General features: G+C 72.2%; 25 protein-coding genes. 10 read left to right on the top strand and 15 right to left on the bottom strand.

Translation table 11 applies throughout. The annotated features are described in order from the left end of the window. Positions 1 to 31 precede the first annotated feature (31 nt). A complete protein-coding gene (locus H7I87_RS23500; protein ID WP_003873658.1) occupies positions 32 to 193 on the bottom strand; it encodes a hypothetical protein in 162 nt (53 codons plus the stop codon). A gap of 55 nt (positions 194 to 248) precedes the next feature. Here H7I87_RS23500 and H7I87_RS23495 point away from each other — a divergent pair, with 55 nt between their 5' ends. Continuing rightward, on the top strand, positions 249 to 575 hold the full coding sequence (locus H7I87_RS23495; RefSeq protein WP_003873657.1) for a DUF4229 domain-containing protein: 327 nt from the start codon (positions 249 to 251) through the stop codon (positions 573 to 575). A 4-nt stretch (positions 576 to 579) separates the two neighbouring features. On the opposite strand, the gene H7I87_RS23490 is transcribed toward H7I87_RS23495, so the two are convergent. Continuing rightward, positions 580 to 1,587, bottom strand: coding sequence for a beta-ketoacyl-ACP synthase III (locus tag H7I87_RS23490; RefSeq protein ID WP_019734332.1), 1,008 nt, complete (start codon positions 1,585 to 1,587; stop codon positions 580 to 582). Positions 1,588 to 1,670: 83 nt separating this feature from the next. Next, positions 1,671 to 2,543 (bottom strand): 1,4-dihydroxy-2-naphthoate polyprenyltransferase, encoded by an 873-nt coding sequence (locus H7I87_RS23485; protein ID WP_011726157.1) that lies wholly within the window; start codon positions 2,541 to 2,543, stop codon positions 1,671 to 1,673. A gap of 69 nt (positions 2,544 to 2,612) precedes the next feature. Here H7I87_RS23485 and H7I87_RS23480 point away from each other — a divergent pair, with 69 nt between their 5' ends. Then, the gene (locus H7I87_RS23480; RefSeq protein ID WP_009979257.1) at positions 2,613 to 3,389 is read left to right on the top strand and encodes an S-methyl-5'-thioadenosine phosphorylase; all 777 of its coding nucleotides are present in this window, start codon (positions 2,613 to 2,615) and stop codon (positions 3,387 to 3,389) included. Next, positions 3,386 to 4,414, top strand: coding sequence for an NAD-dependent epimerase/dehydratase family protein (locus H7I87_RS23475; protein WP_003873653.1), 1,029 nt, complete (start codon positions 3,386 to 3,388; stop codon positions 4,412 to 4,414). Before H7I87_RS23480 ends, H7I87_RS23475 begins: the two co-directional genes overlap by 4 nt. 3 nt (positions 4,415 to 4,417) lie before the next feature. Here H7I87_RS23475 and H7I87_RS23470 read toward each other — a convergent pair whose 3' ends face one another. Next, positions 4,418 to 6,145, bottom strand: a complete 1,728-nt coding sequence (locus H7I87_RS23470; protein WP_011726154.1) for a DUF7937 domain-containing protein — start codon at positions 6,143 to 6,145, stop codon at positions 4,418 to 4,420. Positions 6,146 to 6,454: 309 nt separating this feature from the next. Here H7I87_RS23470 and H7I87_RS23465 point away from each other — a divergent pair, with 309 nt between their 5' ends. Genes H7I87_RS23465 through H7I87_RS23455 form a run of 3 tightly spaced genes read left to right on the top strand, consistent with a single transcriptional unit; the run spans position 6,455 to position 9,444 of the window. Then, on the top strand, positions 6,455 to 8,125 hold the full coding sequence (locus H7I87_RS23465) for a DUF7159 family protein (RefSeq protein WP_011726152.1): 1,671 nt from the start codon (positions 6,455 to 6,457) through the stop codon (positions 8,123 to 8,125). Positions 8,126 to 8,128: 3 nt separating this feature from the next. Continuing rightward, a complete protein-coding gene (locus H7I87_RS23460; RefSeq protein WP_011726151.1) occupies positions 8,129 to 8,791 on the top strand; it encodes a glycosyltransferase family 2 protein in 663 nt (220 codons plus the stop codon). Then, positions 8,788 to 9,444, top strand: coding sequence for a TIGR04282 family arsenosugar biosynthesis glycosyltransferase (locus H7I87_RS23455; RefSeq protein ID WP_023862198.1), 657 nt, complete (start codon positions 8,788 to 8,790; stop codon positions 9,442 to 9,444). The genes H7I87_RS23460 and H7I87_RS23455 overlap by 4 nt, the downstream gene beginning before the upstream one ends. Before the next feature lie 8 nt (positions 9,445 to 9,452). Here H7I87_RS23455 and H7I87_RS23450 read toward each other — a convergent pair whose 3' ends face one another. The 10 genes from H7I87_RS23450 to H7I87_RS23405 form a co-directional block, all read right to left on the bottom strand. Beyond that, complete coding sequence (locus H7I87_RS23450; protein ID WP_029248618.1) at positions 9,453 to 10,829, bottom strand: hypothetical protein; 1,377 nt, start codon at positions 10,827 to 10,829, stop codon at positions 9,453 to 9,455. An 11-nt stretch (positions 10,830 to 10,840) separates the two neighbouring features. After that, entirely contained in the window at positions 10,841 to 11,932 is a 1,092-nt protein-coding gene (gene menE, locus H7I87_RS23445; protein WP_023862199.1) for an o-succinylbenzoate--CoA ligase, read from the bottom strand. 68 nt (positions 11,933 to 12,000) lie between these two features. Further along, the gene (locus tag H7I87_RS23440) at positions 12,001 to 12,303 is read right to left on the bottom strand and encodes a DUF3349 domain-containing protein (protein WP_003873645.1); all 303 of its coding nucleotides are present in this window, start codon (positions 12,301 to 12,303) and stop codon (positions 12,001 to 12,003) included. 56 nt (positions 12,304 to 12,359) lie between these two features. After that, positions 12,360 to 12,668 (bottom strand): hypothetical protein, encoded by a 309-nt coding sequence (locus tag H7I87_RS23435; protein WP_023862200.1) that lies wholly within the window; start codon positions 12,666 to 12,668, stop codon positions 12,360 to 12,362. Continuing rightward, a complete protein-coding gene (locus tag H7I87_RS23430; RefSeq protein ID WP_031348245.1) occupies positions 12,665 to 13,906 on the bottom strand; it encodes an inorganic phosphate transporter in 1,242 nt (413 codons plus the stop codon). The genes H7I87_RS23435 and H7I87_RS23430 overlap by 4 nt, the downstream gene beginning before the upstream one ends. 97 nt (positions 13,907 to 14,003) lie before the next feature. Next, complete coding sequence (locus H7I87_RS23425; RefSeq protein ID WP_003873642.1) at positions 14,004 to 14,411, bottom strand: VOC family protein; 408 nt, start codon at positions 14,409 to 14,411, stop codon at positions 14,004 to 14,006. Positions 14,412 to 14,438: 27 nt separating this feature from the next. Continuing rightward, positions 14,439 to 15,335, bottom strand: coding sequence for an SDR family oxidoreductase (locus H7I87_RS23420; protein ID WP_023862202.1), 897 nt, complete (start codon positions 15,333 to 15,335; stop codon positions 14,439 to 14,441). A gap of 156 nt (positions 15,336 to 15,491) precedes the next feature. Next, complete coding sequence (locus tag H7I87_RS23415) at positions 15,492 to 16,394, bottom strand: 1,4-dihydroxy-2-naphthoyl-CoA synthase (protein ID WP_023862203.1); 903 nt, start codon at positions 16,392 to 16,394, stop codon at positions 15,492 to 15,494. Positions 16,395 to 16,398: 4 nt separating this feature from the next. Continuing rightward, positions 16,399 to 16,854: a nitroreductase family deazaflavin-dependent oxidoreductase gene (locus tag H7I87_RS23410; protein WP_003879345.1), complete on the bottom strand. Its 456-nt coding sequence runs from the start codon at positions 16,852 to 16,854 to the stop codon at positions 16,399 to 16,401. Further along, the gene (locus H7I87_RS23405; RefSeq protein ID WP_011726144.1) at positions 16,841 to 17,761 is read right to left on the bottom strand and encodes an aldo/keto reductase; all 921 of its coding nucleotides are present in this window, start codon (positions 17,759 to 17,761) and stop codon (positions 16,841 to 16,843) included. The genes H7I87_RS23410 and H7I87_RS23405 overlap by 14 nt, the downstream gene beginning before the upstream one ends. A gap of 88 nt (positions 17,762 to 17,849) precedes the next feature. Between H7I87_RS23405 and H7I87_RS23400 the strand changes: the two genes are divergently transcribed. Continuing rightward, positions 17,850 to 18,389 (top strand): TetR/AcrR family transcriptional regulator, encoded by a 540-nt coding sequence (locus H7I87_RS23400; RefSeq protein ID WP_031348246.1) that lies wholly within the window; start codon positions 17,850 to 17,852, stop codon positions 18,387 to 18,389. 169 nt (positions 18,390 to 18,558) lie between these two features. On the opposite strand, the gene fadD8 is transcribed toward H7I87_RS23400, so the two are convergent. Then, on the bottom strand, positions 18,559 to 20,193 hold the full coding sequence (fadD8, locus tag H7I87_RS23395) for a fatty-acid--CoA ligase FadD8 (protein ID WP_370445536.1): 1,635 nt from the start codon (positions 20,191 to 20,193) through the stop codon (positions 18,559 to 18,561). Between the two features lie 85 nt (positions 20,194 to 20,278). On the opposite strand from fadD8, the gene H7I87_RS23390 reads away from it, so the two are divergent. Genes H7I87_RS23390 through H7I87_RS23380 form a run of 3 tightly spaced genes read left to right on the top strand, consistent with a single transcriptional unit; the run spans position 20,279 to position 23,642 of the window. Further along, positions 20,279 to 21,883: an amidohydrolase gene (locus H7I87_RS23390; protein WP_024637604.1), complete on the top strand. Its 1,605-nt coding sequence runs from the start codon at positions 20,279 to 20,281 to the stop codon at positions 21,881 to 21,883. Beyond that, positions 21,880 to 22,860, top strand: a complete 981-nt coding sequence (locus H7I87_RS23385; RefSeq protein WP_009979226.1) for an o-succinylbenzoate synthase — start codon at positions 21,880 to 21,882, stop codon at positions 22,858 to 22,860. Before H7I87_RS23390 ends, H7I87_RS23385 begins: the two co-directional genes overlap by 4 nt. Next, positions 22,857 to 23,642, top strand: a complete 786-nt coding sequence (locus H7I87_RS23380) for an alpha/beta fold hydrolase (RefSeq protein ID WP_009979225.1) — start codon at positions 22,857 to 22,859, stop codon at positions 23,640 to 23,642. The genes H7I87_RS23385 and H7I87_RS23380 overlap by 4 nt, the downstream gene beginning before the upstream one ends. Positions 23,643 to 23,667 lie beyond the last annotated feature (25 nt).

Raw genomic sequence — 23,667 nt, 5'->3', positions numbered from 1 at the left:
GTGCAGCGGGGCCTAAATAGTCCTACAAGGTCTAAAAGGGATTGTTGTCGCCGTGGCCCAACCGCCGCAGGAAATCCGGATCGTCGTCGGGCCCGATGACGCGGGTCTTGGGCCGGGCGGCCTGCGACCGCGCCGCACGCCAGCCGACGTAGATCAGCGTCCCCAAAATCAGGACGAGCAGCAGGTAGACCACGCAAAACCTCCTCGGGACCTCCATCGCGAATATACCCGCGCCGTAGGCTTTGGCTGTGTCACAACAAGGTAGCGACGGATCCACCCCGGGCCCGGGCGGCGCCGTCGTCCCGGTCCTGGCCTACGCGGCGGCGCGGCTGCTGCTGGCGGTCGTGCTCACCGGCGTGATCTACGGCGTCGCGCGGCTGGCCGGCATCACCGAGTTCCCCGTCGTGGTGGCCGCGCTGTTCGCGCTGGTCATCGCCATGCCGCTGGGCATCTGGGTGTTCGGGCCGCTGCGCCGGCGCGCGACCGCCGCGCTGGCCGTCGCCGGCGAACGGCGGCGCCGGGAGCGCGAGTTGTTGCAGGCCCGGCTGCACGGGGACGTGCCCCCCGAACGGTGACGGCTCAGCCCGGCGGCAGCCGCACCACCTGCGCGGCGTAGCTCAACCCCGCGCCGTAGCCGATCAGCAGCGCCAGGTCGCCGGCCTTGGCCGCCCCGGTCGCCAGCACCTCGGCCATGGCCAGCGGTATCGACGCCGCCGAGGTGTTGCCGGTGTGCTCGATGTCGTTGGCGATCACCGCGTCCGGCCGCAGCTCGAGGCTCTTGGCCAGGATCTCGTTGATCCGGCTGTTGGCCTGGTGCGGCAGGAACACGTCGATCTCGTCGGGCCGCACCCCCGCCGCGTCCATCGCCTGCTGGCCGACCTTGCCCATCTCGAATGCGGCCCAACGGAATACCGCGCTGCCCTCCAGCCGCAGGAACGGGCGCGGCCCGGTGGGCCGGTCCAGGTAGTCCATCCAGTCGATGTCCTGGCGAATCGCGGTGGCCTGGGTGCCGTCGCTGCCCCACACCGTCGGCCCGATCCCCTGGGTGGGCGTCTCGCCCACCACCACGCCCGCGGCGCCGTCGGCGAAGATGAAGCAGTTACTGCGGTCGGTCATGTCGACCGTGGGCGACAGCTTCTCCGACCCCAGCACCAGCACCTTGCCGGCCGTGCCGCCGCGCACCATGTCGGCCGCCACCCCCAGCGCGTAGCCGAAGCCGGCGCAGCCGGCCGAGATGTCGAAGGCGGGCACGCCGGTGGCGCCCAGCGCTGCCGCGACCGCCGGGCCGCACGCCGGGGTCTGCAGGAAATGGGTGCTGGTGGCCACCACGACGCAGTCGATGTCGGACGCCTCCAGGCCGGCCTTGGCGATCGCCTCACGTCCGGCCTCGGTCGCCATCGAGGCCGTGGACTCGTCGCGCGCGGCGAATCGGCGTGTCTTGATGCCGGTGCGCGAATAGATCCACTCATCGGAGGAGTCGATGTTCTGGCACAGCTCGTCGTTGGTCACCACGCGCTGCGGCCGGTACGACCCGACGCTGAGCAAGCCGATGTTGGTGGGCCCGCTGGTCGCGGAAATCTGCTTCATTGCGGTCCTTCGCTATCCCCCGAGCAGACGCAAAAGTACCCCAAAAGCGCGGTGCGCGGGCGCCTTTGCGTCTGCTCGCACTGTCAGGTACCCCACGTCAACGCCGCCGCCACCGCGACCGCCCACACCACCATCGCCAGGCCGGTGTCGCGCAGCACCGGGATCAGCTCGGCGCCGCCGCGCCCCGACCGCACCGGGGTCGCCGCGCGCAGCGCCAGCGGCGTGGCCACCAATCCCGCGGCGCACCACGGCGTGGCCGCCACGAGCACCAGGGTCAACGCGACGGCGGCGGAAAGCAGCGCCTGGTACAGCACCCGGGTGCGGGCGTCGCCCAGCCGCACCGCCAGGGTGATCTTGCCCGACCGGGCGTCGGTGGGAATGTCGCGCAGGTTGTTGGCCACCAGCACCGACGACGACAGCGCCCCGACCGCCACCGCCAGCACCAGGCCCACCCAGTCCACCCGCAGCGCCTGGGTGTACTCGGTGCCCAGCACGGCGACCAGGCCGAAGAACACGAACACCGCGACCTCGCCAAAACCGGTGTAGCCGTAGGGTTTCGACCCGCCGGTGTACAGCCACGCCCCGGCGATGCACGCCGCCCCCACCGCGATCAGCCACGGCGCGCTGGACAGCGCCAGGGCCAGCCCGGCGAGCGCCCCGACGGCCAGGCTGGCGATCGCGGCGCCCAGCACCGCGCGCGGCGCCGCCAGCCGCGAGCCGACCAGCCGCACCGGGCCGGCCCGGTCGTCGTCGGTGCCGCGGATGCCGTCGGAGTAGTCGTTGGCGTAGTTGACGCCGACCGTCATCGCGACCGCGACGACCAACGCCAGCAGCGCCTTCCACCACACCGCGGCGTGCAGCCACGCCGCCGCGCCGGTGCCGGCGACCACCGGCGCCAGCGCGTTGGGCAACGTGCGCGGCCGCGCACCGGAGATCCACTGCCCGAGATTGGCCACACCGACATCCTGCCAGGATGCGCGGCCGGGCCCTGCGATCAGCCCGCGCTCATGCACCACAATGGTCGGATGCTCGGAGTCATCGGCGGCAGCGGCTTCTACATCTTCTTCGGATCCGACGCCGACGACGTCACCGTCGATACCCCGTACGGGCCGCCCAGCGCCCCGGTCACCGTCGGCGCCGTCGGCGGGCACCGGGTGGCCTTCCTGCCCCGGCACGGCGCCCGGCACGAATTCTCCGCGCACACCGTGCCGTACCGGGCCAACCTGTGGGCGCTGCGCAAACTCGGTGTGCGCCGGGTGCTGGCGCCGTGCGCGGTCGGCAGCCTGGTGCCCGAGCTCGGCCCGGGCGCCGTCGTGGTGCCCGACCAGCTGGTCGACCGCACCCGCGGGCGCGCCGACACCTATTTCGACTCCGGGGCCGTGCACGTCGACTTCGCCGACCCGTACTGCCCGGCGCTGCGCGAGGCGGTGACCGGGCTGCCGGGGGTGGTCGATGGCGGCACCATGGTGGTGATCCAGGGGCCGCGGTTTTCCACCCGCGCCGAGAGCCGGTGGTTCGCCTCGGCCGGGTTCTCGCTGGTGAACATGACCGGCTACCCGGAGGCGGTGCTCGCCCGGGAACTGGAAATGTGCTATGCGGCAATCGCTTTGGTCACGGATCTGGACGCCGGTGTGAGCGCCGGTGAGGGAGTGAAGGCGGTTGAGGTGTTCGCCGAGTTCGAGAAGAACATCGAGCCGTTCAAGAAGCTGGTGCGCGACGCCATCGGCCGGGTCGCCGCCGAGCGCAGCTGTACGCAGTGCTCACCGCACGCCGGGGTGAGCCTGCCGATCGAGCTGCCATGAGGGTGCTGGTGACGGGGGCGGCCGGGTTCATCGGCTCGCGGGTGGCCGCCGCGCTGCGGGCGGCGGGCCACGACGTCGTCGCCGTCGACGCGTTACTGGCCGCCGCGCACGGGCCGAACCCGTTGCCGCCCAACGGGTGTCACCGCGTCGACGTGCGCGACGCCGACGCGCTGGCCCCGCTGCTGGCCGGGGTGGACGTGGTGTGCCACCAGGCGGCGATGGTGGGGGCGGGGGTCGACGCCGCCGACGCCCCGGCCTACGGCGGCCACAACGACCTGGCCACCACGGTGCTGCTGGCCCAGATGTTCGCCGCCGGGGTGCGCCGGCTGGTGCTGGCCTCGTCGATGGTCGTGTACGGGCAGGGCGGTTACCGCTGCGAGCGGCACGGGCCGGTGCACCCGCTGCCGCGGCGGCGTGCGGACCTGGACGCCGGGGTCTTCGAGCACCGGTGCCCGATCGGCGGTGAGGAGCTGCGCTGGCAGCTGGTCGACGAGGACGCCTGCCTGCGGCCACGCAGCCTGTACGCCGCCAGCAAGACCGCCCAGGAGCATTACGCGCTGGCCTGGTCGGAGGCCACCGGCGGGTCGGTGGTGGCGCTGCGCTACCACAACGTGTACGGCCCCGGCATGCCGCGCGACACCCCGTACTCCGGGGTGGCGGCGATCTTCCGCTCGGCGCTGGAAAAGGGTGAGCCGCCAAGGGTTTTCGAGGACGGCGGGCAGATGCGCGACTTCGTCCACGTCGACGACGTGGCCGCCGCCAACCTCGCGGCGCTGGCTTGCCGCGACGGCTTCACCGCAGTGAATGTCTGCTCGGGGCAACCCATTTCGATCTTGCAGGTGGCGACCGCGCTGTGCGACGCCCGCGGCGGCGCGGTCGCGCCGGTGGTCACCGGCCAGTACCGCAGCGGCGACGTCCGCCACATCGTCGCCGACCCGTCGCGGGCCGCGCGGCTGCTGGGGTTTCGCGCCGCCGTCCAACCCGGCGACGGGCTGCGCGAATTCGCGTTCGCGCCGCTGCGGTGACGGCTACTGCTGCGGCGGCCGGTAGATCTGGGGCTTGGGCACCGGGATCTGCCGCGTCCCGGAGTCGTCGCCGCGGAAGATCCGGGGCGACCCGGCGAGCGGGGGGATCTCGGTGGTGGGCGGCTCGTGGTCCGCGCCGGGGCCGCCGGTGGCGATCCGGGTGGTCGCCGCGGCCGACGGCGCGGCGCCCTGGCTCACCGGGATACGCGTCGTCGGCGCCGCCGCATTCGCCTGCGCCGCGCGCCGGCGGGCGGCGCGACGGGCCCGGCGCCGACGGCCCAGCTGCCCGGCCACTACGGCGGCCACCAGAATGCCCAGGGCCAGCCCGCACAGCGTCACGTCGAACACGCTGGTGATCTGCTGGGCCAGGTTGTTGCCGTAAACCGGGTGGTGCACAGGCGAATTGGGGGTATCGGCGAACCGCGGCGCCAGCTGCACGCCGACCACCACGCGGGCGACGGCGAGCGCGGCGACCAGCCCGCACAGCGAGGTGACCAGTCGCGCGGCCAGGTTGGCCAGCTGGCGGCGCAGCCAGATCGCCAGCACCGCGGTCACCAGGTCGAAGGCGGCCAGCACCAGGCTGTCGTACCGGGAGAACGGATAGTTCAGCGTCACCGCGACGGCCAGGTCGGTGATCCGCATCGCCATCGACCCCAACGCCCACACCGCGATCAGCAGCAGGCCGTTGCGGGCCGTGGCCCGCCACGCGGATTCCTCGGTGTGCGAAGGGGTTCGGCGTTCGAACAGGGTACGGGGGGCGAACAGCGCCGCGCCGGCGGCCCAGGCCAGGTAGCCCTCGAAGCCCACCCCGGCCGTCGAGGTGTTCTGCGCGATGCCGTGGAAGGCGTCGAGGTCCCGCCCGGCGGGCAACAGCCACACCAGGATGCCGGCGGCCAGCGTGGACGTGCCCAGCGCGATCGTCGTCAGCCGGCTCGCCCGGTCGGAGCGCAGCAGCCACCGGGAGGCGACCAGCACCGCGACCAGCGCCACCACGCCGTACACCACCGCGGTCGCGATGACCGCGATGTTCTCCTTGCCGAATTGCGCTGCGCCGCCGGAACTCTGCAGCGCGTAGCGCACCCGCCAGTACAGGTTGAAACCGAAGCTGAGCACCGCCGCGAGCATCGACAGCGCGCCGATGATCCGCGCGGCCCGATGCCAACCGGTGGCCTCGTCGCCGGCGGGGGTGCCCGGCACCGGCGCGGCCGCCGTGCCGGCCGGCACCGCCTGGGCGCTCAGCAGCGCGCCGGCGATGCCCACCCAGGCGCCCGGCCCCACCCCGCCCGGCACGTCGACCGTGCCGCCGAAACGGACCGTCTGGACGGCGTCGAACCCGACGAAGGCGAGCACCAAAAGCAGGTAGGGAACGTTGAGCGCCAACCGAAGCCGAGCCGCCCGGGCCGGGTCGAACCGGGCGCCGCCCGCCCGCCAGGAACCGGCCACCGCGAGCGCGGCCAGCGCCAGCGCCGTCACCGCGACCAGGACCGCGAACACGATCGGGTTGCTGTCCGGGATGCCGACGCCGAAGTAGAGGTTCCAGGGCAGCAACACCGCGGCGAGCAGCAGCGCCACCGCGGTCAGGTCGGCGGCGACGCGCCGGCCGGTGGTCGCCGGGCCGGGCGGCGGCGTGGCGCCGGTGGCGTGCGACCGGATGATGCGGGGCGCCGCCGGTTGCCGGGGCTGGCCGGCGATGGGGCCGGTCGGGGTGTCGTCGCTGCTCTGGCTCACCATGCCCCCCGGAATTCAAGGACGACTGCTGTCGGCGCGGTTTCGGGTGTTCGGTCCGAAAGTACCCGGCCGAACCCCGTGCACTGCTCGCTTGCGAACATATTCTCCGTTCGGGTGCCCTGGCAGTGGCGGGCGACCGGCAGCGCAGCGGAGGTGATTCCGCGGCGACCGTCCGGTCCTTCGAAAAGCTGGTTACGCTGCGCTAGTAGGCGAAGCTTGACGGCCGAATGACTGATACTGCCAACGGTATCGCAAGTGTAGTGCTGCCGGGACATGCTGGTTGCGGGGTCGCCGGGGTGAAGGAGAACCGGGATGGACGTGGTTTTGGGGGTTGCGGTCACCGGCCCCGTCGCCCGCTTGGCGCTGGTCGGCTCGCGGGGCACCGACGTGATCGACCAGTCCGTCGTCGACCTGGCCGACAACCCCATCGAGACCCTCACCGAGACGGTGGTCGGCACCAATCGGCTGCTGGCCGGCGAGAACCACCGGCTGGTCGGCACCCGGCTGTGCTGGACCGATCACCCGCGGGCCGACCAATTGCGCAGGGCGCTGGAGGATTCCGGGGTGCACAACGTCGCGGTGCTCTCCGAGTCGCAGGCGGTGGCCGCGCTGATGCGTGCGGCCGGCCAGCCCGGCGCCGCGCTGGTGATGGACGACGCGACGGGCACCCTGTCGATGGTGAGCCCGGCCGCCGGCGACCCGGACGCGCCGCCGACCCTGCTGGCCCGCCAGCCGCTGGGCGGGGCCGTGGGCGGCGATGTGACCGCCGCGCTGCAGACGATGATGGCGAACCTGAGCGCCAACCCGGACGCGCCCGGGGAGGTGTATCTGGTGGGCGCCTCGCCCGACCTGGACCGGGTCGCCGAACAGCTGCGCGACGCGTCGACCATGCGGGTGCAGGTCGCCGACGATCCCACCTTCGCGCTCGCCCGGGGCGCGGCGATCGCCGCCGCGCCCGCCCTTGCCGCCGGGGACGCGACGGCGATGGCGCCCGCGGTCGGGGTGACCGGGGACGCGACGGCGATGGCGCCGGCCGCGGGGCTGACCGGCGACGAGACGACGGTGGTGCCGGCACCGGAGCTCGCCGAACCGCAGGACCAGCAGCTGGCCTACTCGATGGCCGACGACGCCGGCATCTATCCGGGCGAAATGGACGAGTACGCCCCGGAATTCGACGACTACGACGCCGACTATGACGACGCCGAAGAGGCCGCCCCGGCCAAGCTGTCGCGGCGGTCGTTGGTGATCGGCAACGCCGTCATCGCCTTCGCCGTCATCGGGTTGGCGTCGCTGGCCACCGCGATCGCCGTCGCCGTCGAGCCCACCGCCAGCCGGCAGCCGGTGGTGGGGGTGCAGAACGGCACCCCGGGCAAGTTCATGCCGATCCTGCCCAGCCAGCAACAGGCGCCGCTGCCGCCGCCCCCGGCCGACGCGCCCAATGCCGGGTTCCAGGGCGGCGTCGTCCAGGCCCCGAGCAACGCCCCGGTTCCGCAGCCGGCGGTTCCCGCGCCGGCCAACCCCGCGCCCGAGGCGCCGAGCAACCCCGGCGTCGTCCCCAATCCCAACCCCGGTTGGGCGCCCAACCCGAATCCCCTTGTGCCCGTTCCCATCCCGATCCCCGTTCCGATCCCGGGATGGAACCCGCCCTACAACCCGCCGTACACCCCGCCCTACAACCCGACGACGCCCTACACACCGCCGACCACCACGTACGAGCCGCCGACGACTACCTACCAGCCCCCGACGACGACCTACCAGCCCCCGACGACTACCTACCAACCTCCGACCACCACCTACCAGCCGCCGACCACGACCTACCAGCCGCCCACCACCACGCACGAACCACCCACCACGACGTACCAGCCGCCGAGCACCCGGGCGACCACCGAGGCGCCGCTGCCGACGCACACCCAGCAGACCGTGCCGCCCACGCATTCGCAGCCGCTGTTCCCGCAGGAGCCCCACACCCACCGCGGGTTCTGACCCGTGCCCGGCGCCGACGGTCGGGTCACGGTGGTCCTGCCCTGCCTCAACGAAGAGGAGTCGCTGCCGGGGGTGCTGGCCACCATCCCGCCCGGCTACCGGGCATTGGTGGTCGACAACAACAGCACCGACGACACCGCCGGCGTCGCGCGGCGGCACGGCGCCCAAGTGGTCACCGAGACCCGGGCCGGATACGGGGCGGCCGTGCACGCGGGCGTGCTGGCGGCGACGACGCCCATCGTGGCCGTCCTCGACGCCGACGGCTCGATGGACGGCGCCGACCTGCCCCGGCTGGTCGCCGCCTTGGAGGCGGGCGCCGACCTGGTCACCGGCCGGCGCCGGCCGGTGCGCGGGCTGCGCTGGCCGTGGGTGGCCCGGGTGGGCACCGTGGTGATGAGCTGGCGGCTGCGCACCCGGCACGGGCTGCCGGTGCACGACATCGCGCCCATGCGGGTGGCCCGCCGCGACGCGCTGCTGGGGCTCGGCGTGGCCGACCGGCGTTCGGGATACCCGCTGGAACTGCTGGTGCGCGCCGCGGCCGCCGGCTGGCGCGTGGTCGAACTCGACGTCCGCTACGGCCCCCGCACCGGCGGCAAGTCGAAGGTCAGCGGTTCGCTGCGGGGCAGCATCACCGCGATCCTCGACTTCTGGAAGGTGATTTCGTGATCCCGGTGACCCTGCTGGTGGTGGCCAAGGCCCCCGAGCCGGGCCGGGCCAAGACGCGGCTCGCGGCGGCGGTGGGGGAGCGGGCCGCCGCCGAGATCGCCGCCGCCGCCCTGCTGGACACGCTGGACGCCGTGGCCGCCGCGCCGGTGGCGGCCCGGGTGGTGGCGCTGACCGGCGACCTGGACGGCGCCGCGCGCGGCGCCGAGATCAGGGCGCGGCTGGCGTCGTTCACGGTGATCGCCCAGCGCGGCAACGACTTCGGTGCCCGGCTGGCCAACGCGCACGCCGACGCCGCGGACGGGTTGCCGGTGCTGCAGATCGGGATGGACACCCCGCAGGTGACCGCCGAGCTGTTGGCCGGTTGTGCGCGTCGACTGCTGGACGCGCCGGCCGTGCTGGGCCTGGCCCGCGACGGCGGCTGGTGGGTGTTCGGCGTGGCCGCGCCGGCGCTGGCCGACTGCCTGCGCGCCGTGCCGATGTCGGCCGCCGACACCGGGGATCTGACCCTGAAAGCGTTGCGCGACAACGGAATCGAGGTCGCCACGGTGCAGACGCTGGCCGACGTCGACGTCGTCGGCGATGTCGCGGTGGTGCGCGACGCGTGCCCGCCCGCCAGCCGGTTCGCCCGGGCCACCCGGGCGGCCGGCCTGTAAGCACGGCGCTACCAGTGCGTGAGGATGATCGTGTTGACCGCCAGGGCGCCGACGGCGTTGAGCGCCAACCAGATTCGATGCGTCCGCACCGGCAGCAGCGCGGCGGCCGCGGTGAGCCAGATGGTGAACGGCAGCCAGATGCGTTCCACCTCGGCCTTGCTGAGCATGCTCAGGTCCGCGCAGGCGGCGGCGGCCAGCACCGCCAGCAGCAGCAACGGGAAACCGCTGCGCCGGCGGATCGCGGCCCGGTCGAACACCCGGCCGACCCCCGCGACGCCGCCCAAACCGATCGCGCACACCACGCAGGCCAGGTTGGCCCAGCTCCAGTACTGGAACGGCCGGTCTTTGGCGATGCCCTGCCAATAGCGTTGCTGCACAAGGGTATAGCCGTCGAACCAGTAGAACCCGGCGACGGCGAAGGCAACCGCCACCGCGATCGCGGCCAGCGCCGCGGGGCCCAGCGCCCGCAGCACCGCACGCCACTGCGTCCAGCCGTCGCGAGGCGGCCGGGGGGCCGCGGCCAGCACCGCCGCTGCCGGCAATCCCATCAGCATCAGGCCGTAGTTGCAGAACACCCCCCAGCCCAGCAGCAGCCCGGCGCCGGCGGCGGTCAGCGCCGGGAACCGCACCGGACGGTGCACCGCCACGGCCAGCAGCGCGATGCCCCACGCCGCCACCCCGGCGAAGTACCCGTCGGCCGAGACCGCCACCCAGATGGCGGTGGGCGCCAGCGCGACGAACGGGGCGGCCCGCCGCGCGGTCGGCTCGTCGGCCAGCGCCCGCACCCCGATCAGCACCGCGGCGGCCGCGCTGGATCCGGCCAGCAGGCACAGCAACCCGGCCCAGCCGCCGCCGTGCAGCCCCAACCGGTCCAGCCAGACGAAGGTCAGCAGCGCGCCCGGCGGATGCCCGGACACGTGCGTGGTCCACGAGTGCGGCTGGTAGTCGACGATCCGGCTGGAAAACGTGCGCACCGCGGCCGCGATGTCGGTGACGCGCGGCACCTCCCACAGGTATTCGTCCCGGGTGGTCAGCCGGCCGGCGAAGCCGCGCTGCCAGCCGTCGATCATCGCCAGCGCGAACGCCCACCCGGCCGCGACGGCCCAGCTGCCCAGCGTCAACGCCCGCCACGAAAGCCGTTGTGCCAGAACGGGTCCCCAGGCCACGACGGCGGCCGCGAGGGCGACGGCCGGGCCGGTTCCCCAGCCGGCGTGGATCAGCCACTCACCGAAGATCGGCGCGGCCCCGGCGTGGGTGGCGAATCGCTCCGGGCCGACGTCCAGCCGCGGCCGCACCCCGAGGTTCAGCCGCGGCAGCAGGAACGCCGCCGCCACCAACGCCGCCCCGACCGCGGCCGCCACCGCGTCCCGCCGAGCGATTCTCACGGAGCAACAGCCTATTGTTCGCCGCCCCCGGCGAATCGGCGCACCAACGCCGCCCGGTCCACCTTGCCGATGCCCCGGCGCGGCAGCGCGGCGACAACGTGCACCTCGCGCGGCGCGGCGGTGGCGTCCAGGGTGCGGCTCAGGTGGGCGCGCAGCGCGTCCGGGCTCGGCGCCGCGCGGCCGTCGCGCAGCACGATCGCGGCGACCACCCGCTGCCCCAGCCGGTCGTCGGGCAGCCCGAACACCGCGCAGTCGGCCACCGCGGGATGCGTGCACAGCGCCGCCTCGACGGGTTGCGGCAGCACGGTCAGCCCGCCGGTGCTGATCGCGTCGTCGACGCGGCCGAACACGGTGAGCACGCCGTCGTCGTCGACGGCGCCCAGATCGTCGGTGAGGAACCAGCCGGGCTCGGCGAACGGATCGGGATCGACCGGATTGCGGTAGCCCTTGGCCAACGTCGCGCCGCCCAGCGCGATGCGCCCGTCGCTCACCTGCACCCGCACCCCGTCCAGCGGGACGCCGTCGTACACGCACCCGCCGGCGGTCTCGCTCATCCCGTAGCTGCGCACCACCGTGATGCCCGCGGCGGCGGCCGCCTGCAGCACCGGCCGCGGCGCGGGCCCGCCGCCCAGCAGCACGGCGTCCAGTTCGGCCAGCGCGGCCGTGGCCGCCGGGTCACCCAGCGCCTTGGCCAGCTGCACGGCCACCAGCGACGCGTACCGGCGGCCGGTGCCCAATGCCCTTGTCGCAGCGGGCAATTGGGCGACATCGAAGCCTCGGGAGACGTCGAGTTCGACGGGCGTCGAGCCGGCCAGCAGGCTGCGCACCAGCACCTGCACCCCGGCGATGTGGTGTGCCGGCAGGGCCAGCAGCCAGCTGCCCGGCCCGCCCAGACGCTCGTGCGTGGCCGTCGCGCTCGCCCTCAGCGCGGCGGCGGTCAGCATCGCACCCTTGGGAGCACCGGTGGTGCCCGACGTCGCCGCCACCAGGGCCACGTCGTCGTCGACGGGTTCGCCGACCCGCAGCCCCGCCCGCAGCGTCGCGGACTCGCGGTCGCCGGGCGGGCCGAGCACCACCAGGGCGGGATCGCGCCCGTCCAGCACCCGCCGCAGGGCCGGCAGCAGCGTCGGGACCGCCGCGCCGGGCGGGACGTGCAGCGCGCGCAGTGCGGCTATGCCGGGTCCCCGGCCTGGTCGGCGTCGTCGAACGGCCAGCCCTGGGCGGCCAACCGCACCCGGACCCGCTCGACGTCGTCGGGGGTGGGCAGCTCGTCGGTGATCTGGGTGATCAGCACGCCGATGTCGACGTCGTCGAACTCTCCGCGCCGGATCAGCTCGCTGGCAACGTCTTTGACCTCGTCGCCGGACAGCCGGCGCGCCAGCAACGCGAGCACCGGGAAGGTGTCGGTCGGCGGCACGCCCTCTGGATATCCCGCGCGGAGCCAGGAGACGATCGAACTGAGAAATCCGTTCACGCTCTGACAACACCCCCCGGTGTGTGGCTTAGCAACTCGGTGGGCACCTATCGATGCTACTTGGCTTTGGCTCCGAGGAACGGGTAGCCGGTGTGGTGGGCGATGAAGTCCCGGGCGATGTAGAGCAAAGCCAGCGTGATCACCGCGATGACCAGCGCGTAGATCGCCCACGCCAGCCCGGTCAGCAGCGGGTTGCGCCGCGCGGGCCTGCTGTCGGCGCCGTCCAGGGTGATGTCACCGGCCCCGGCCGACTGCAGCCGGATGCCCAGGGCGAACAACCCCGGCAGCGCCGCGCCGGCCAGCATGGCGAACAACAGGATCTTCAGGCTGGCCTGGTAGTTGAACCAGTCGCCGATGTGGCTCATGACGCGCTCGCCTTGAGCGTCGGGTCGTCGGACTGGTACCGGTCGCCCGGCCCGCCGAACGAGGGCCCGGCATCCGGGGGCGGGGAGTGGTCGTCGGCGCCTTCCAGCCCGGTGGTCAGGTCGCCCTTCCACTCGGCGTTGACGTTGTGGTGGTCCACCTTCACCTTGCGCGAGCGCAGGTAGATGGTGGCCGACACCGCGACCAGCAACGCGAAGCCGATGATCGCGCCCGGGTAGCCGCCGATCAGGTGCACGATCCAGTAGGTGACGGCGCCGACCAGCCCGGCCAGCGGCAGGGTGACCAGCCAGGCCACCCCCATCCGGCCGGCCACGCCCCAGCGGACCTCGCCGCCGGGCTTGCCCAGCCCGCTGCCCAGCACCGAACCCGTGCAGACCTGGGTGGTGGACAGCGCGTAGCCGAAGTGGGCGGACAGCAGGATCACCGCGGCCGACGACGACTCGGCCGCCATGCCCTGCGGCGACTGGATCTCCACCAGACCCTTGCCCAGGGTGCGGATGATCCGCCAGCCGCCCAGGTAGGTGCCGGTCGCCATGGCCAGCGCGCAGCTGACGATCACCCACAGCGGCGGCATGTTCGCGGTCTTGCTGACCGAGCCGTAGGAGATCAGCGCCAGGAAGATGATGCCCATCGTCTTCTGCGCGTCGTTGGTGCCGTGCGCCAGCGACACCAGCGACGCCGAGCCGATCTGGCCGCGCCGGAAACCGGCCTCGGTGCGTTTCTTCGGGACGCCTCGGGTGATCCGGTAGACCAGCCAGGTGGCGACCGCGCCGACCAGGATGGCCAGGATCGCCGAGACGATGGCGGGGATGATGGCCTTGGAGATCACGCCCTTCCAGATCACCCCGTGCGCGCCGACGGCGGCGATGGTGGCGCCGACGATGCCGCCGATCAGTGCGTGCGACGAGCTCGACGGGATACCCAGCAGCCAGGTCAACAGGTTCCAGACCACGCCGCCGACCAGGCCGGCGAACACCAGCTCCAGCGTGACGATGTTGGAGTCGATCAGGCCCTTGGCGATGGTGGCGGCGACGGCGGTGGACATGAAGGCGCCCACCAGATTCAGCACCGCCGAGAGCGCGACCGCGGTCTTGGGCTTGAGCGCACCGCTGGCGATCGAGGTGGCCATCGCGTTGCCCGTGTCATGGAAGCCGTTGGTGAAATCGAAAGCCAATGCCGTGATTACGACAATGATCAAGAGGAACAATTGGATGTTCACAGCGCCTGATTCTGGTGGTAGGGGCAATCCATTGTCGAATGCGGCATGACCCGAAACGCGGGTGTACCTTGAGTCGTCGCCAGATGTTACCTCTCAGTTAACCGGGCTTCGCTTGCCGTTCACCTCGGGTGTCGCGGCGCAGCGGGTGATCTGCGGGGATCTGGATGAAGATGAGCGTGATGCCGTCCGGGTCGACGACGTGCATCTCGTGCAGGCCCCACGGCTCCTGGCGGGCCTCGCGGGCGATGGCCACCCCGCGCCCGCGCAGCTCGGCCTGGGTGGCCTCGAGGTCGCGGACCTGCAGCCACAGCGCGCCGGGAAACGGGCCGCCGGAGTGGTCCGGGGCGCCGTAACCGGCCAGTTCCAGCAGCGACTGCCCCGCGAAAAAGACTGTGCCGCCGCTGTATTCGCGGGCTATCGCCAGGCCGATCCGGTCGCGGTAGAACGTCAACGACTGCTGATAGTCCGCCGGCCGGAGCAGCATCCGGCTGGCCAGGATCTCCATAGCCTCGTGTCTATCACACGCGCCGAATCAGGCCCCGGCTTCGCGGTTGGGCTGGACGGTCTGGCGCTGCATGACGGCGTTGACCCAGCGCGGGCCGAAGGTGTCCAGCGCCTTGGCGGCGATCGCCATCCGCGGGGCGATGCGCACCGGCCGGGTGCGCGCGGCGGTGATCATCCACCGGCCCGCCTCCTCCGGCGTCAGCGCCGGCACCCCCTGGTAGGCCTTGGTCGGCGCGATCATCGGGGTGGCCACCAGCGGGTAGTACAGCGTGCTGGAGTGCACCCCCTTGTCGCCCCACTCGGTTTCGACGACCCGGCTGACGGTGGACAGCGCGGCCTTGGAAGCGTTGTAGACCGCGAACAGCGGCGAGGCCTCCGAGAGCACCCCCCACGTCGAGACGTTGATGATGTGGCCGTCGCCGCGCTCGATCATGCCCGGGGCGATGCCGCGGATCAGCCGCAACGGCGCGTAGTAGTTGAGCACCATGGTCCGCTCGACGTCGTGCCAGCGTTCCAGCGACTCGGCCAGCGGGCGGCGGATGGACCGGCCGGCGTTGTTGATCAGGATGTCGACGCCGCCGAGCTGCTGTTGCACGTCGGCCACCAGCGCGTCGGCGGCGTCCAGGTCGGAGATGTCGCAGGGCATCGCGATGGCCTCGCCGCCGGCCCGGGTGATGCGCTCGGCCAGGGCGTCCAGCAGGTCCTTGCGGCGGGCGACGACGACCACCCGGGCGCCCTCGCGGGCGAACTGTTCGGCCGCCGCCTCGCCGATCCCCGACGAGGCGCCGGTGAGCAGCACGCGCTTGCCGGCCAGCTCGACCGGCTTGATCAGCGGCCGGTTGACCAGCACCTGCGGGGCCATGGGCGGTCGCATGGTGGCCAGCACCAACTGGTCGGCGAACCGGCGAAGCGGACTCTTGCTCACGGGACGCGAGTCTAGGCGGCGCCGCCGTGAGGCCCGTACGGCGCCGAGCGTCACGCCAGCGTGACGCGCGCCGCCGAGCGTCACGCCAGCGTGACGCTCGGGCCTCCTGCGCGGCGCGCGGGCGCGGCGGCCCCAGCGCGGTGCCAGCGCGGCGCCTCAGAAGTAGCGCGGGAACCGGCTGTAGTCCGGCGGCCGCTTTTCCAGGAAGGCGTCGCGGCCCTCGACGGCCTCGTCGGTCATGTAGGCCAGCCGGGTGGCCTCGCCGGCGAACAGCTGCTGGCCCACCAGGCCGTCGTCGAGCAGGTTGAACGCGAACTTCAGCATGCGTTGCGCCTGAGGCGATTTCGCGTTGATCTCGCGCGCCCACTCGATGCCCGCCCTTTCCAGCTCGGCGTGCTCGACGACGGCGTTGACCGCACCCATGCGGTGCATCTGCTCGGCGGTGTATTCGCGGCCCAGGAAGAAGATCTCGCGGGCGAACTTCTGCCCTACCTGGCGGGCCAGATAGGCGCTGCCGTAGCCGCCGTCGAAGCTGCCGACGTCGGCATCGGTCTGCTTGAAGCGGGCGTGCTCGCGGCTGGCCAGGGTGAGGTCGCAGACCACGTGCAGGCTGTGCCCGCCGCCGGCCGCCCACCCGTTGACCAGACAGATCACCACCTTGGGCATGAACCGGATCAGCCGCTGCACCTCGAGGATGTGCAGCCGGCCGGCCCGCGCCGGGTCGACGGTGTCGGCCGTCTCGCCGGAGGCGTACTGGTATCCGCTGCGCCCGCGGATGCGCTGATCGCCGCCGGAGCAGAACGCCCAGCCGCCGTCCTTGGGCGAGGGGCCGTTGCCGGTCAGCAGCACCACCCCGACGTCGGGGGACATCCGGGCGTGGTCGAGCACCCGGTAGAGCTCGTCGACGGTGTGCGGCCGGAACGCGTTGCGCACCTCGGGCCGGTCGAACGCCACCCGCACGGTGGCGTCGTCGACGTGCCGGTGATAGGTGATGTCGGTCAGGTCGTCGAAGCCGGCCACGGGTTGCCACTGGCCGGCATCAAAAGGGTTGTCGCTCATCGGATTACGCGGGGTCCAGCCGGAACACCGCGCAGCGGCCGGCCAGCGCCTCGAACTCCTCGGGCCGCCCGTCGGTGACCAGTCCCGCCCGCTTCATGAAACCGACGCCGGTGGGCACCTCGGTGGGGAAGGCGCGCAGGACCGGCCGCGCCTCAGCCGCCGACAGCTCGGTCATCCGCACCCGCTCGACGTGGCGGCCGCGCGCGATGGTCGCCTGTTTGGCGGCGCGGGCGTTGGCCACCCAGTCGGCGCCGGGAAAGCCGGCCACGACGTAGCGGCGGCCGTCGAGGGTCAGCGGCGTCACCGGGGTCGACCGCGCCGCACCGGATTTGCGGCCCGGCACGGTCAACACGACCGGGCTCTCGCCGCCGAAACTCAGTCCCAGCCGCGACAGTCTGATGAAGAGCTTGTTGGCCGGCTTCAGCCACCAGGGTGGCCGGACGTGTTCACTGGTGCCCACCCGTGACAGCGTAGTCATGGCCCGCCGCCGAGCCGACGGCGTCGAGCCGGGCGATCGCCTCGGCGCTCAGCGTGACGCCGGACGCGCCCATGTTCTCCTCGAGATGGGTGATCGATCGAGTGCCCGGGATCAGCAACGTGTGGGGGGCGCGCGCCAGGATCCAGGCCAACCCGACTTGTGCCGGTGTGGCCCCGAGTTCGCCCGCGATGTCCACCACGACGGCGTTGTCGGTGACCTTCGGCAGACCCGGGAACGCCGACCCCAGCGGGAAATACGGAACCCACGCGATCCCCTCGGCCGCGCAGACGTCGACCATCGCCTCCTGGGAGCGGTCCAGCAGGCTGTAGGCGTTCTGCACGCATACGATGCCGGCGGGCAGGGCGCGCCGCAGCACCTCGAGCGGCACACTGCTGATCCCGATGCCGCCGATCTTGCCCTCGTCGCGCAGGGCGATCATCTCGGCGAGCTGGTCGTCGAGGTCGACGTCCTGGTCGCCGCCGGTGGCCGCGCTGGGGCCGAGGTCCATCCGCCGCAGATTGACCACCGGGATGCGGTCGAGGCCGAGCTGGCTCAGGTCGTCCTCGACGGCGGCGCGCAGCTCGGCGGGTCGTTGCGCGGAGGCCAGCGGAATCGGCTGCTCGCCCGTGTAACGGGCGCCGACCTTGCTGACGATGACGAGGTCGTCGGGGTAGGGGGCCAGCGCGGCGCGGATGCGCCGGTTCACCTCGCCGGGGCCGTAGAACGACGCCGTGTCGATGTGGTTGACGCCGAGTTCGACGGCGCGGCGCAGCACCGCGGCCGCCTCGTCGGGCGACGTGTCGAACAGCTGCATGGCGCCGTAGCCGACGCGCGCGACGGGCAGGCCGCCGAGATCGCCGATACCGCCGGGGCGTGGTTTGTCTGTCATGGCGGCTCCTGAAGGATGCGGTGAGACACTGGAGAAAGCGGAGGGCCCTCCGCATTCGCAGCCTAGCAGAAACGGAGGAGCCTCCGCTTTGGTTGGAAGGTCGGACGCGCGCCGCAATCGCCAGCGGCTGCTGGAGGCGGCCACCGCGGCGTTCACGGCACACGGCGCATCGGTCTCGCTCGAATCGATCGCCCGCGACGCGGGGGTGGGCATCGGCACGCTCTACCGCCATTTCCCCAATCGGGAGGCTCTCGTCGAGGCCGTATACCGCGCCGAGCTCGCCGAGGTGGCCGCGGCCGCCGCGCAGCTGCTCCAACGTCATCCCCCCAAGACCGCGCTGCGGCGCTGGATGGACCGCTATGCGAACTTCGTCGCCACCAAGCGCGGCATGGCCGAATCCCTGCAGGCGATCTTCGAGTCCGGCGCTCTGGTACCGAGCCAGACCCGCGACAGCATCGTCGGCGCCGTCGAGACGCTGTTGCGCGCCGGCGTCGACGATGCCAGCCTGCGCGCCGACGTGCAGGCCGACGACGTGGTGTCCAGCCTGATCGGCATCCTTCTGGTCAGCGGTTCACCGGAGCAGACCGGACGCATGCTCGACCTGCTGGTCGCCGGGGTCACGCGCTGACTTCCACTCGCCGGGCGTCCTCACCCGCCTCGGCCTCACCCGCCCGCGGCGTCACTCGCCTCGGCCTCACTCGCCGAACGTGAAGCTAGTTTCACGTTCGCACGCGAGCGTGAAGTTAACTTCACGCTCGGCGGTAGGGCCCGGGCGAGCCCACACGCCACACGCTCACCTAGCCGACGGCGCGGCCGGCGCCCTCCCAGAACCGCGCGCGCACGGCCTTCTTGTCGGGCTTGCCCAGCGCGGTCACCGGCACGGAGTCGACGACGATCACCTGCTTGGGCGATTGCACCGAACCCTTGCGCTCCTTGACCGCCGCCTGGATCTCGGCCGTCACCTTCGCCACCGACTCCTCGTCGGAGGGATGGTCGGGCCGCAGCACGATCACGGCGGTGACGGCCTCGCCCCACTTCTCGTCCGGCGTTCCGATCACGCAGACCTGCGCGACGGCCGGGTGCTCGGCGACCACGTCCTCCACCTCGCGCGGGAACACGTTGAAGCCGCCGGTGACGATCATGTCCTTGACCCGGTCGACGATGAACCAGAAGCCGTCCTCGTCCTCGCGGGCCATGTCGCCGGTGTGCAGCCAGCCGTCCTTGAACGTCTTGGCCGTCTCCTCCGGCAGGTTCCAGTATCCGCCGCTCAAAAGCGGCCCGGACACGCAGATCTCGCCGACTTCGCCCTGCGGCACCGGGTTGCCGTCGGCGTCCAGCAGCGCGGTGCGGGCGAACAGCGTGGGCCGCCCGCAGGAGGTGAGCCGCTTCTCGTCGTGGTCTTTTTTGGCCAAGTACGAGATCACCATCGGCGCCTCGGACTGCCCGTAGTACTGGGCGAAGATCGGCCCGAAGCGGCGGATGGCCTCGGCCAGCCGCACCGGGTTCATCGCCGAGGCGCCGTAGTAGACCGTCTCCAGCGAGGACAGGTCGCGGGTGTGCGAATCGGGGTGGTCCATCAGCGCGTAGATCATCGACGGCACCAGCATGGTCGCGGTGATCTTCTGCTCCTCGATCACCCGCAACACCTCGGCCGGGTCGAACTTGGTCAGCACCACCAGCTCGCCGCCCTTGATGATGGTCGGCACGAAGAACGCGGCCCCAGCATGCGACAGCGGGGTGCACATCAAAAAGCGCGGGTTCTCCGGCCACTCCCATTCGGCGAGCTGGATCGTGGTCATCGTGGTGATCGACTGCGCGGTGCCCAGCACACCCTTGGGCTTGCCGGTGGTGCCGCCGGTGTAGGCCATCCCGCCGATGTGATCGGGCGGAAGATCGGCCGCCACCAACGGTTTCGGCGCATACTTGGCGGCCTCGGCCACCAGGTCCACCGCGGAACCGCTCAACGCCTCGGGCACCGGGCCGATGGTGAGGATCTGCTTGAGGCCGGGCACCTTCTCCAGCAGGCCCAGCGCCCGCTCGACGAACGCCGGGGTCGGGTCGATGATCAGCGACGTCACGCCGGCGTCGTCCAGCACGTAGGCGTGGTCGTCGAGCGAGCCCAGCGGGTGCAGCGCCACGCGCCGATACCCCTGGGTCTGGCCGGCGCCGATGATCATCAGCACCTCGGGCCGGTTCAGCGACAGCAACCCGACGGTGGCGCCGGTGCCCGCGCCGAGCGCCTCGAACGCCTGGATGTACTGGCTGATCCGCTCGGCGAGCTGACCCCCCGTCAGCGTGGTGTCGCCGAGATGCAGCACCGGCTTGTCCTTGTTGCGCTTGAGCGCACCGACGGTCAGGTGTCCGGAATGAATGGGATGGCGCAGCAGCTCGTCACCCATGGCGTGGCTCCTCCTCATCGCTTGGCTCTGCATCGTCGCCGGCGCGACTCATGGGGCCAGACTAGAACGTGTTGCAATTCCGGTCAGCCGCACCCTCGGACCGATAGCATCCGTGCACATGGGGCAGGCAGATCTAGTCCTCACCGGAACCGTACTGACCGTCGACGAGGCGCGGCCCACCGCCGAGGCGCTGGCCGTCGCCGACGGCCGCATCGTCGCCGTGGGAACCCGCGCCGAAATCGCGGCGCACGTCGGCCCGCACACCCAAACCGTCGACATCGGGGACGGCTGCGTGATGCCGGGATTCGTTGAGGCGCACGGGCATCCGCTGATGGAGGCGGTCGCGCTGTCGGACCGCATCGTGGACATCCGCCCGGTCACCCTGGCCAACGCGGACGACGTCGTCGCCGCCGTCAAGAGTGAGGTCGGCAAGCGGGGCGAAGCCGGTGCCTACCTCAACGGCTGGGATCCGCTGCTGCAGCAGGGACTTCCGCAACCGACGCTGGCCTGGCTCGACGACATCGCGCCCGACGGCCCGCTGGTGATCATCCACAACTCCGGGCACAAGGCATTCTTCAACTCCCGAGCCGCCCAGCGGCACGGCCTGAACCGCGACACCCCAGACCCCAAGGGCGCCCGCTACGGCCGCGACGCGGACGGCGAACTCGACGGCACCGCCGAGGAGACCGGCGCGGTGTTTCCGCTACTCGACGGCGCCATCGACACCGCCGGCTACCCGCGGATGCTGCACGCCGAGTGCGCCCGGCTGAACCGGGCCGGGCTGACCACCTGTTCGGAGATGGCGTTCGACCCGCGGTTTCGGCCGATGGTCGAACAACTGCGCGGGCAGCTGACGGTGCGGCTGCGCAGCTACGAGATCTCCAACCCGCAGCTGCGCACCGACGCCACCCCGGGCGAGGGCGACGACATGCTGCGCCAGGTCGGCATCAAGATCTGGGTGGACGGCTCGCCCTGGATCGGCAACATCGCGCTGTCGTTCCCCTACCTGGACACCGAGGCCACCCGCACCATCGGCGTCACCCCCGGCTCCTGCGGCTGCGCCAACTACACGACAGAGCAGTTGCGCGAGATCGTCGGCGCCTACTTCCCGCTGGGCTGGCAGCTGGCCTGCCACGTGCAGGGCGACGCCGGCGTCGACACCATCCTCGACGTCTACGAGGAGGCCCTCAAACGCCATCCACGCGACGACCACCGGCTGCGGCTCGAGCACGTCGGCGCCATCCGGCCCGATCAACTCCAAAGGGCCGCCGACCTCGGCGTCACCTGCAGCATCTTCGTCGACCAGATCCACTACTGGGGCGACGTCCTCGTCGACGGCCTGTTCGGCGAGGAACGCGGATCCCGTTGGATGCCAGCGGGTTCCGCGGTGGCCACCGGCATGCGCATCTCGCTGCACAACGACCCGCCGGTCACCCCGGAGGAGCCGCTGCGCAACATCAGCGTCGCCGCCACCCGGAAGGCGCCCAGTGGGCGGGTGCTGGCGCCCGAGGAGCGGCTGACGGTCGAGCAGGCGATCCGGGCGCAGACCCTCGACGCGGCCTGGCAGCTGTTCGCCGACGACGTGATCGGCTCGCTCGAGGTCGGCAAGTACGCCGACCTGGTGGTGCTGTCCGCCGACCCGCGCGCGGTGCCGCCCGAGCGGATCGCCGACCTGCAGGTGCGGGCGACGTATCTGGCCGGCCGCCGGGTGTACCCACAGTGATTCCGCCGCTGCAGGACCTGCTGGACCGGCTGCACGTGGTCGCGCTGCCGATGCGGGTGCGATTCCGCGGCATCACCACCCGCGAGGTCGCGCTGATCGACGGCCCCGCCGGCTGGGGCGAGTTCGGGGCGTTCGTCGAATACGGGCCGCCCGAGGCCGCGCACTGGCTGGCGTCGGCCGTCGAGTCCGCCTACCGGCCGGCGCCGCCGGTGCGCCGCGACCGGATCCCGATCAACGCCACCGTGCCCGCCGTCCCCGCCGCCGCGGTGCCCGACGTGCTCGCCCGTTTTCCCGGCGCCCGCACCGCCAAGGTCAAGGTCGCCGAGCCCGGCCAAACCCTGGCCGACGACGTCGCCCGGGTGAATGCGGTGCGCGATTTGGTGCCCACCGTGCGGGTGGACGCCAACGGCGGCTGGAGCGTGGACGAGGCCGCCCGCGCCGCTCGAGCGCTGAGCGCCGACGGCCCGCTGGAGTACCTGGAGCAGCCGTGCGCGACGGTCGGCGAACTCGCCGAGTTGCGCCGCCGGCCGGACATGCCCGACGTGCCGATCGCCGCCGACGAGAGCATCCGCAAGGCGGACGACCCGCTGGCCGTGGTCCGCGCCCGGGCCGCCGACATCGCGGTGCTCAAAGTCGCTCCGCTGGGCGGGATTTCGGCCCTGCTGGAGATCGCCGCCCGCATCGACATCCCGGTCGTGATCTCCAGCGCGCTGGATTCGGCCGTCGGCATCGCGGCCGGGCTGACCGCCGCGGCGGCGCTGCCGGTGTTGGGTCACGCGTGCGGGCTGGGCACCGGCGGGCTGTTCGTCGAGGACGTGGCCGACGTCGCCGCGCCCGTCGACGGCGCCCTGCCGGTCGGGCCGGTCACCCCCGACCCGGCCCGGTTGCGGGCCCTGGCCGCGCCCCCGCAGCGGCGGCAGTGGTGGATCGACCGGGTCACGGCCTGCCACGGGCTGCTTGTACCGTCGTCCGGGTGATCAACCTGGCTTACGACGACCGCGGCTCCGGTGAGCCCGTGGTCTTTATCGCCGGCCACGGCGGCGCCGGACGGACCTGGCACCCCTATCAGGTCCCGGCCTTCCTGGCCGCCGGATACCGCGTCATCACCTTCGACAACCGCGGCATCGGCGCCACCGAGAACGCGCAGGGATTCACGACGGAAACCATGGTCGCCGACACCGCGGCGCTGATCGAGGGGCTGAATGCGGCCCCGGCGCGCATCGTCGGGATGTCGATGGGCGCCTTCATCGCCCAGGAGCTCATGCTGGCCCGGCCCGAGCTGGTCAGCGCCGCGGTGCTGATGGGCACCCGCGGTCGGATGGACCGGGCCCGGCAGTTCTTCCGCGACGCCGAGGCCGAGCTGGCCGACGGCGGCGTCGCACTGCCGGCGTCGTACGAGGCGAAAATCCGTCTGCTGGAAAACTTTTCCCGCAAGACGCTCAACGACGACACCGCCGTCGCCGACTGGATCGCGATGTTTTCCACCTGGCCGGTCAAGTCCACGCCGGGCATGCGGGCCCAGCTCGACGTCGCCCCCTACACCAACCGGTTGTCCGCCTACCGCAGCATCGCGACACCGGTGCTGGTGATCGGCTTCTCCGACGACGTGCTCACCCCGCCGTACCTGGGCCGCGAGGTCGCCGACGCGCTGCCCAACGGCCGCTACGTGCAGATCCCCGACACCGGTCACCTCGGCTTCTTCGAGCGGCCCGACGCCGTCAACGCGGCCATGCTCAAGTTCTTCGGCGAGCAGCACTAGGCGCCCAACGTCGACTTGTGCGGCG

It is taken from the genome of Mycobacterium timonense (assembly GCF_025821985.1).
Lineage (GTDB): Bacteria > Actinomycetota > Actinomycetes > Mycobacteriales > Mycobacteriaceae > Mycobacterium > Mycobacterium avium.
This window is presented reverse-complemented; position numbering and strand designations above follow the sequence as displayed.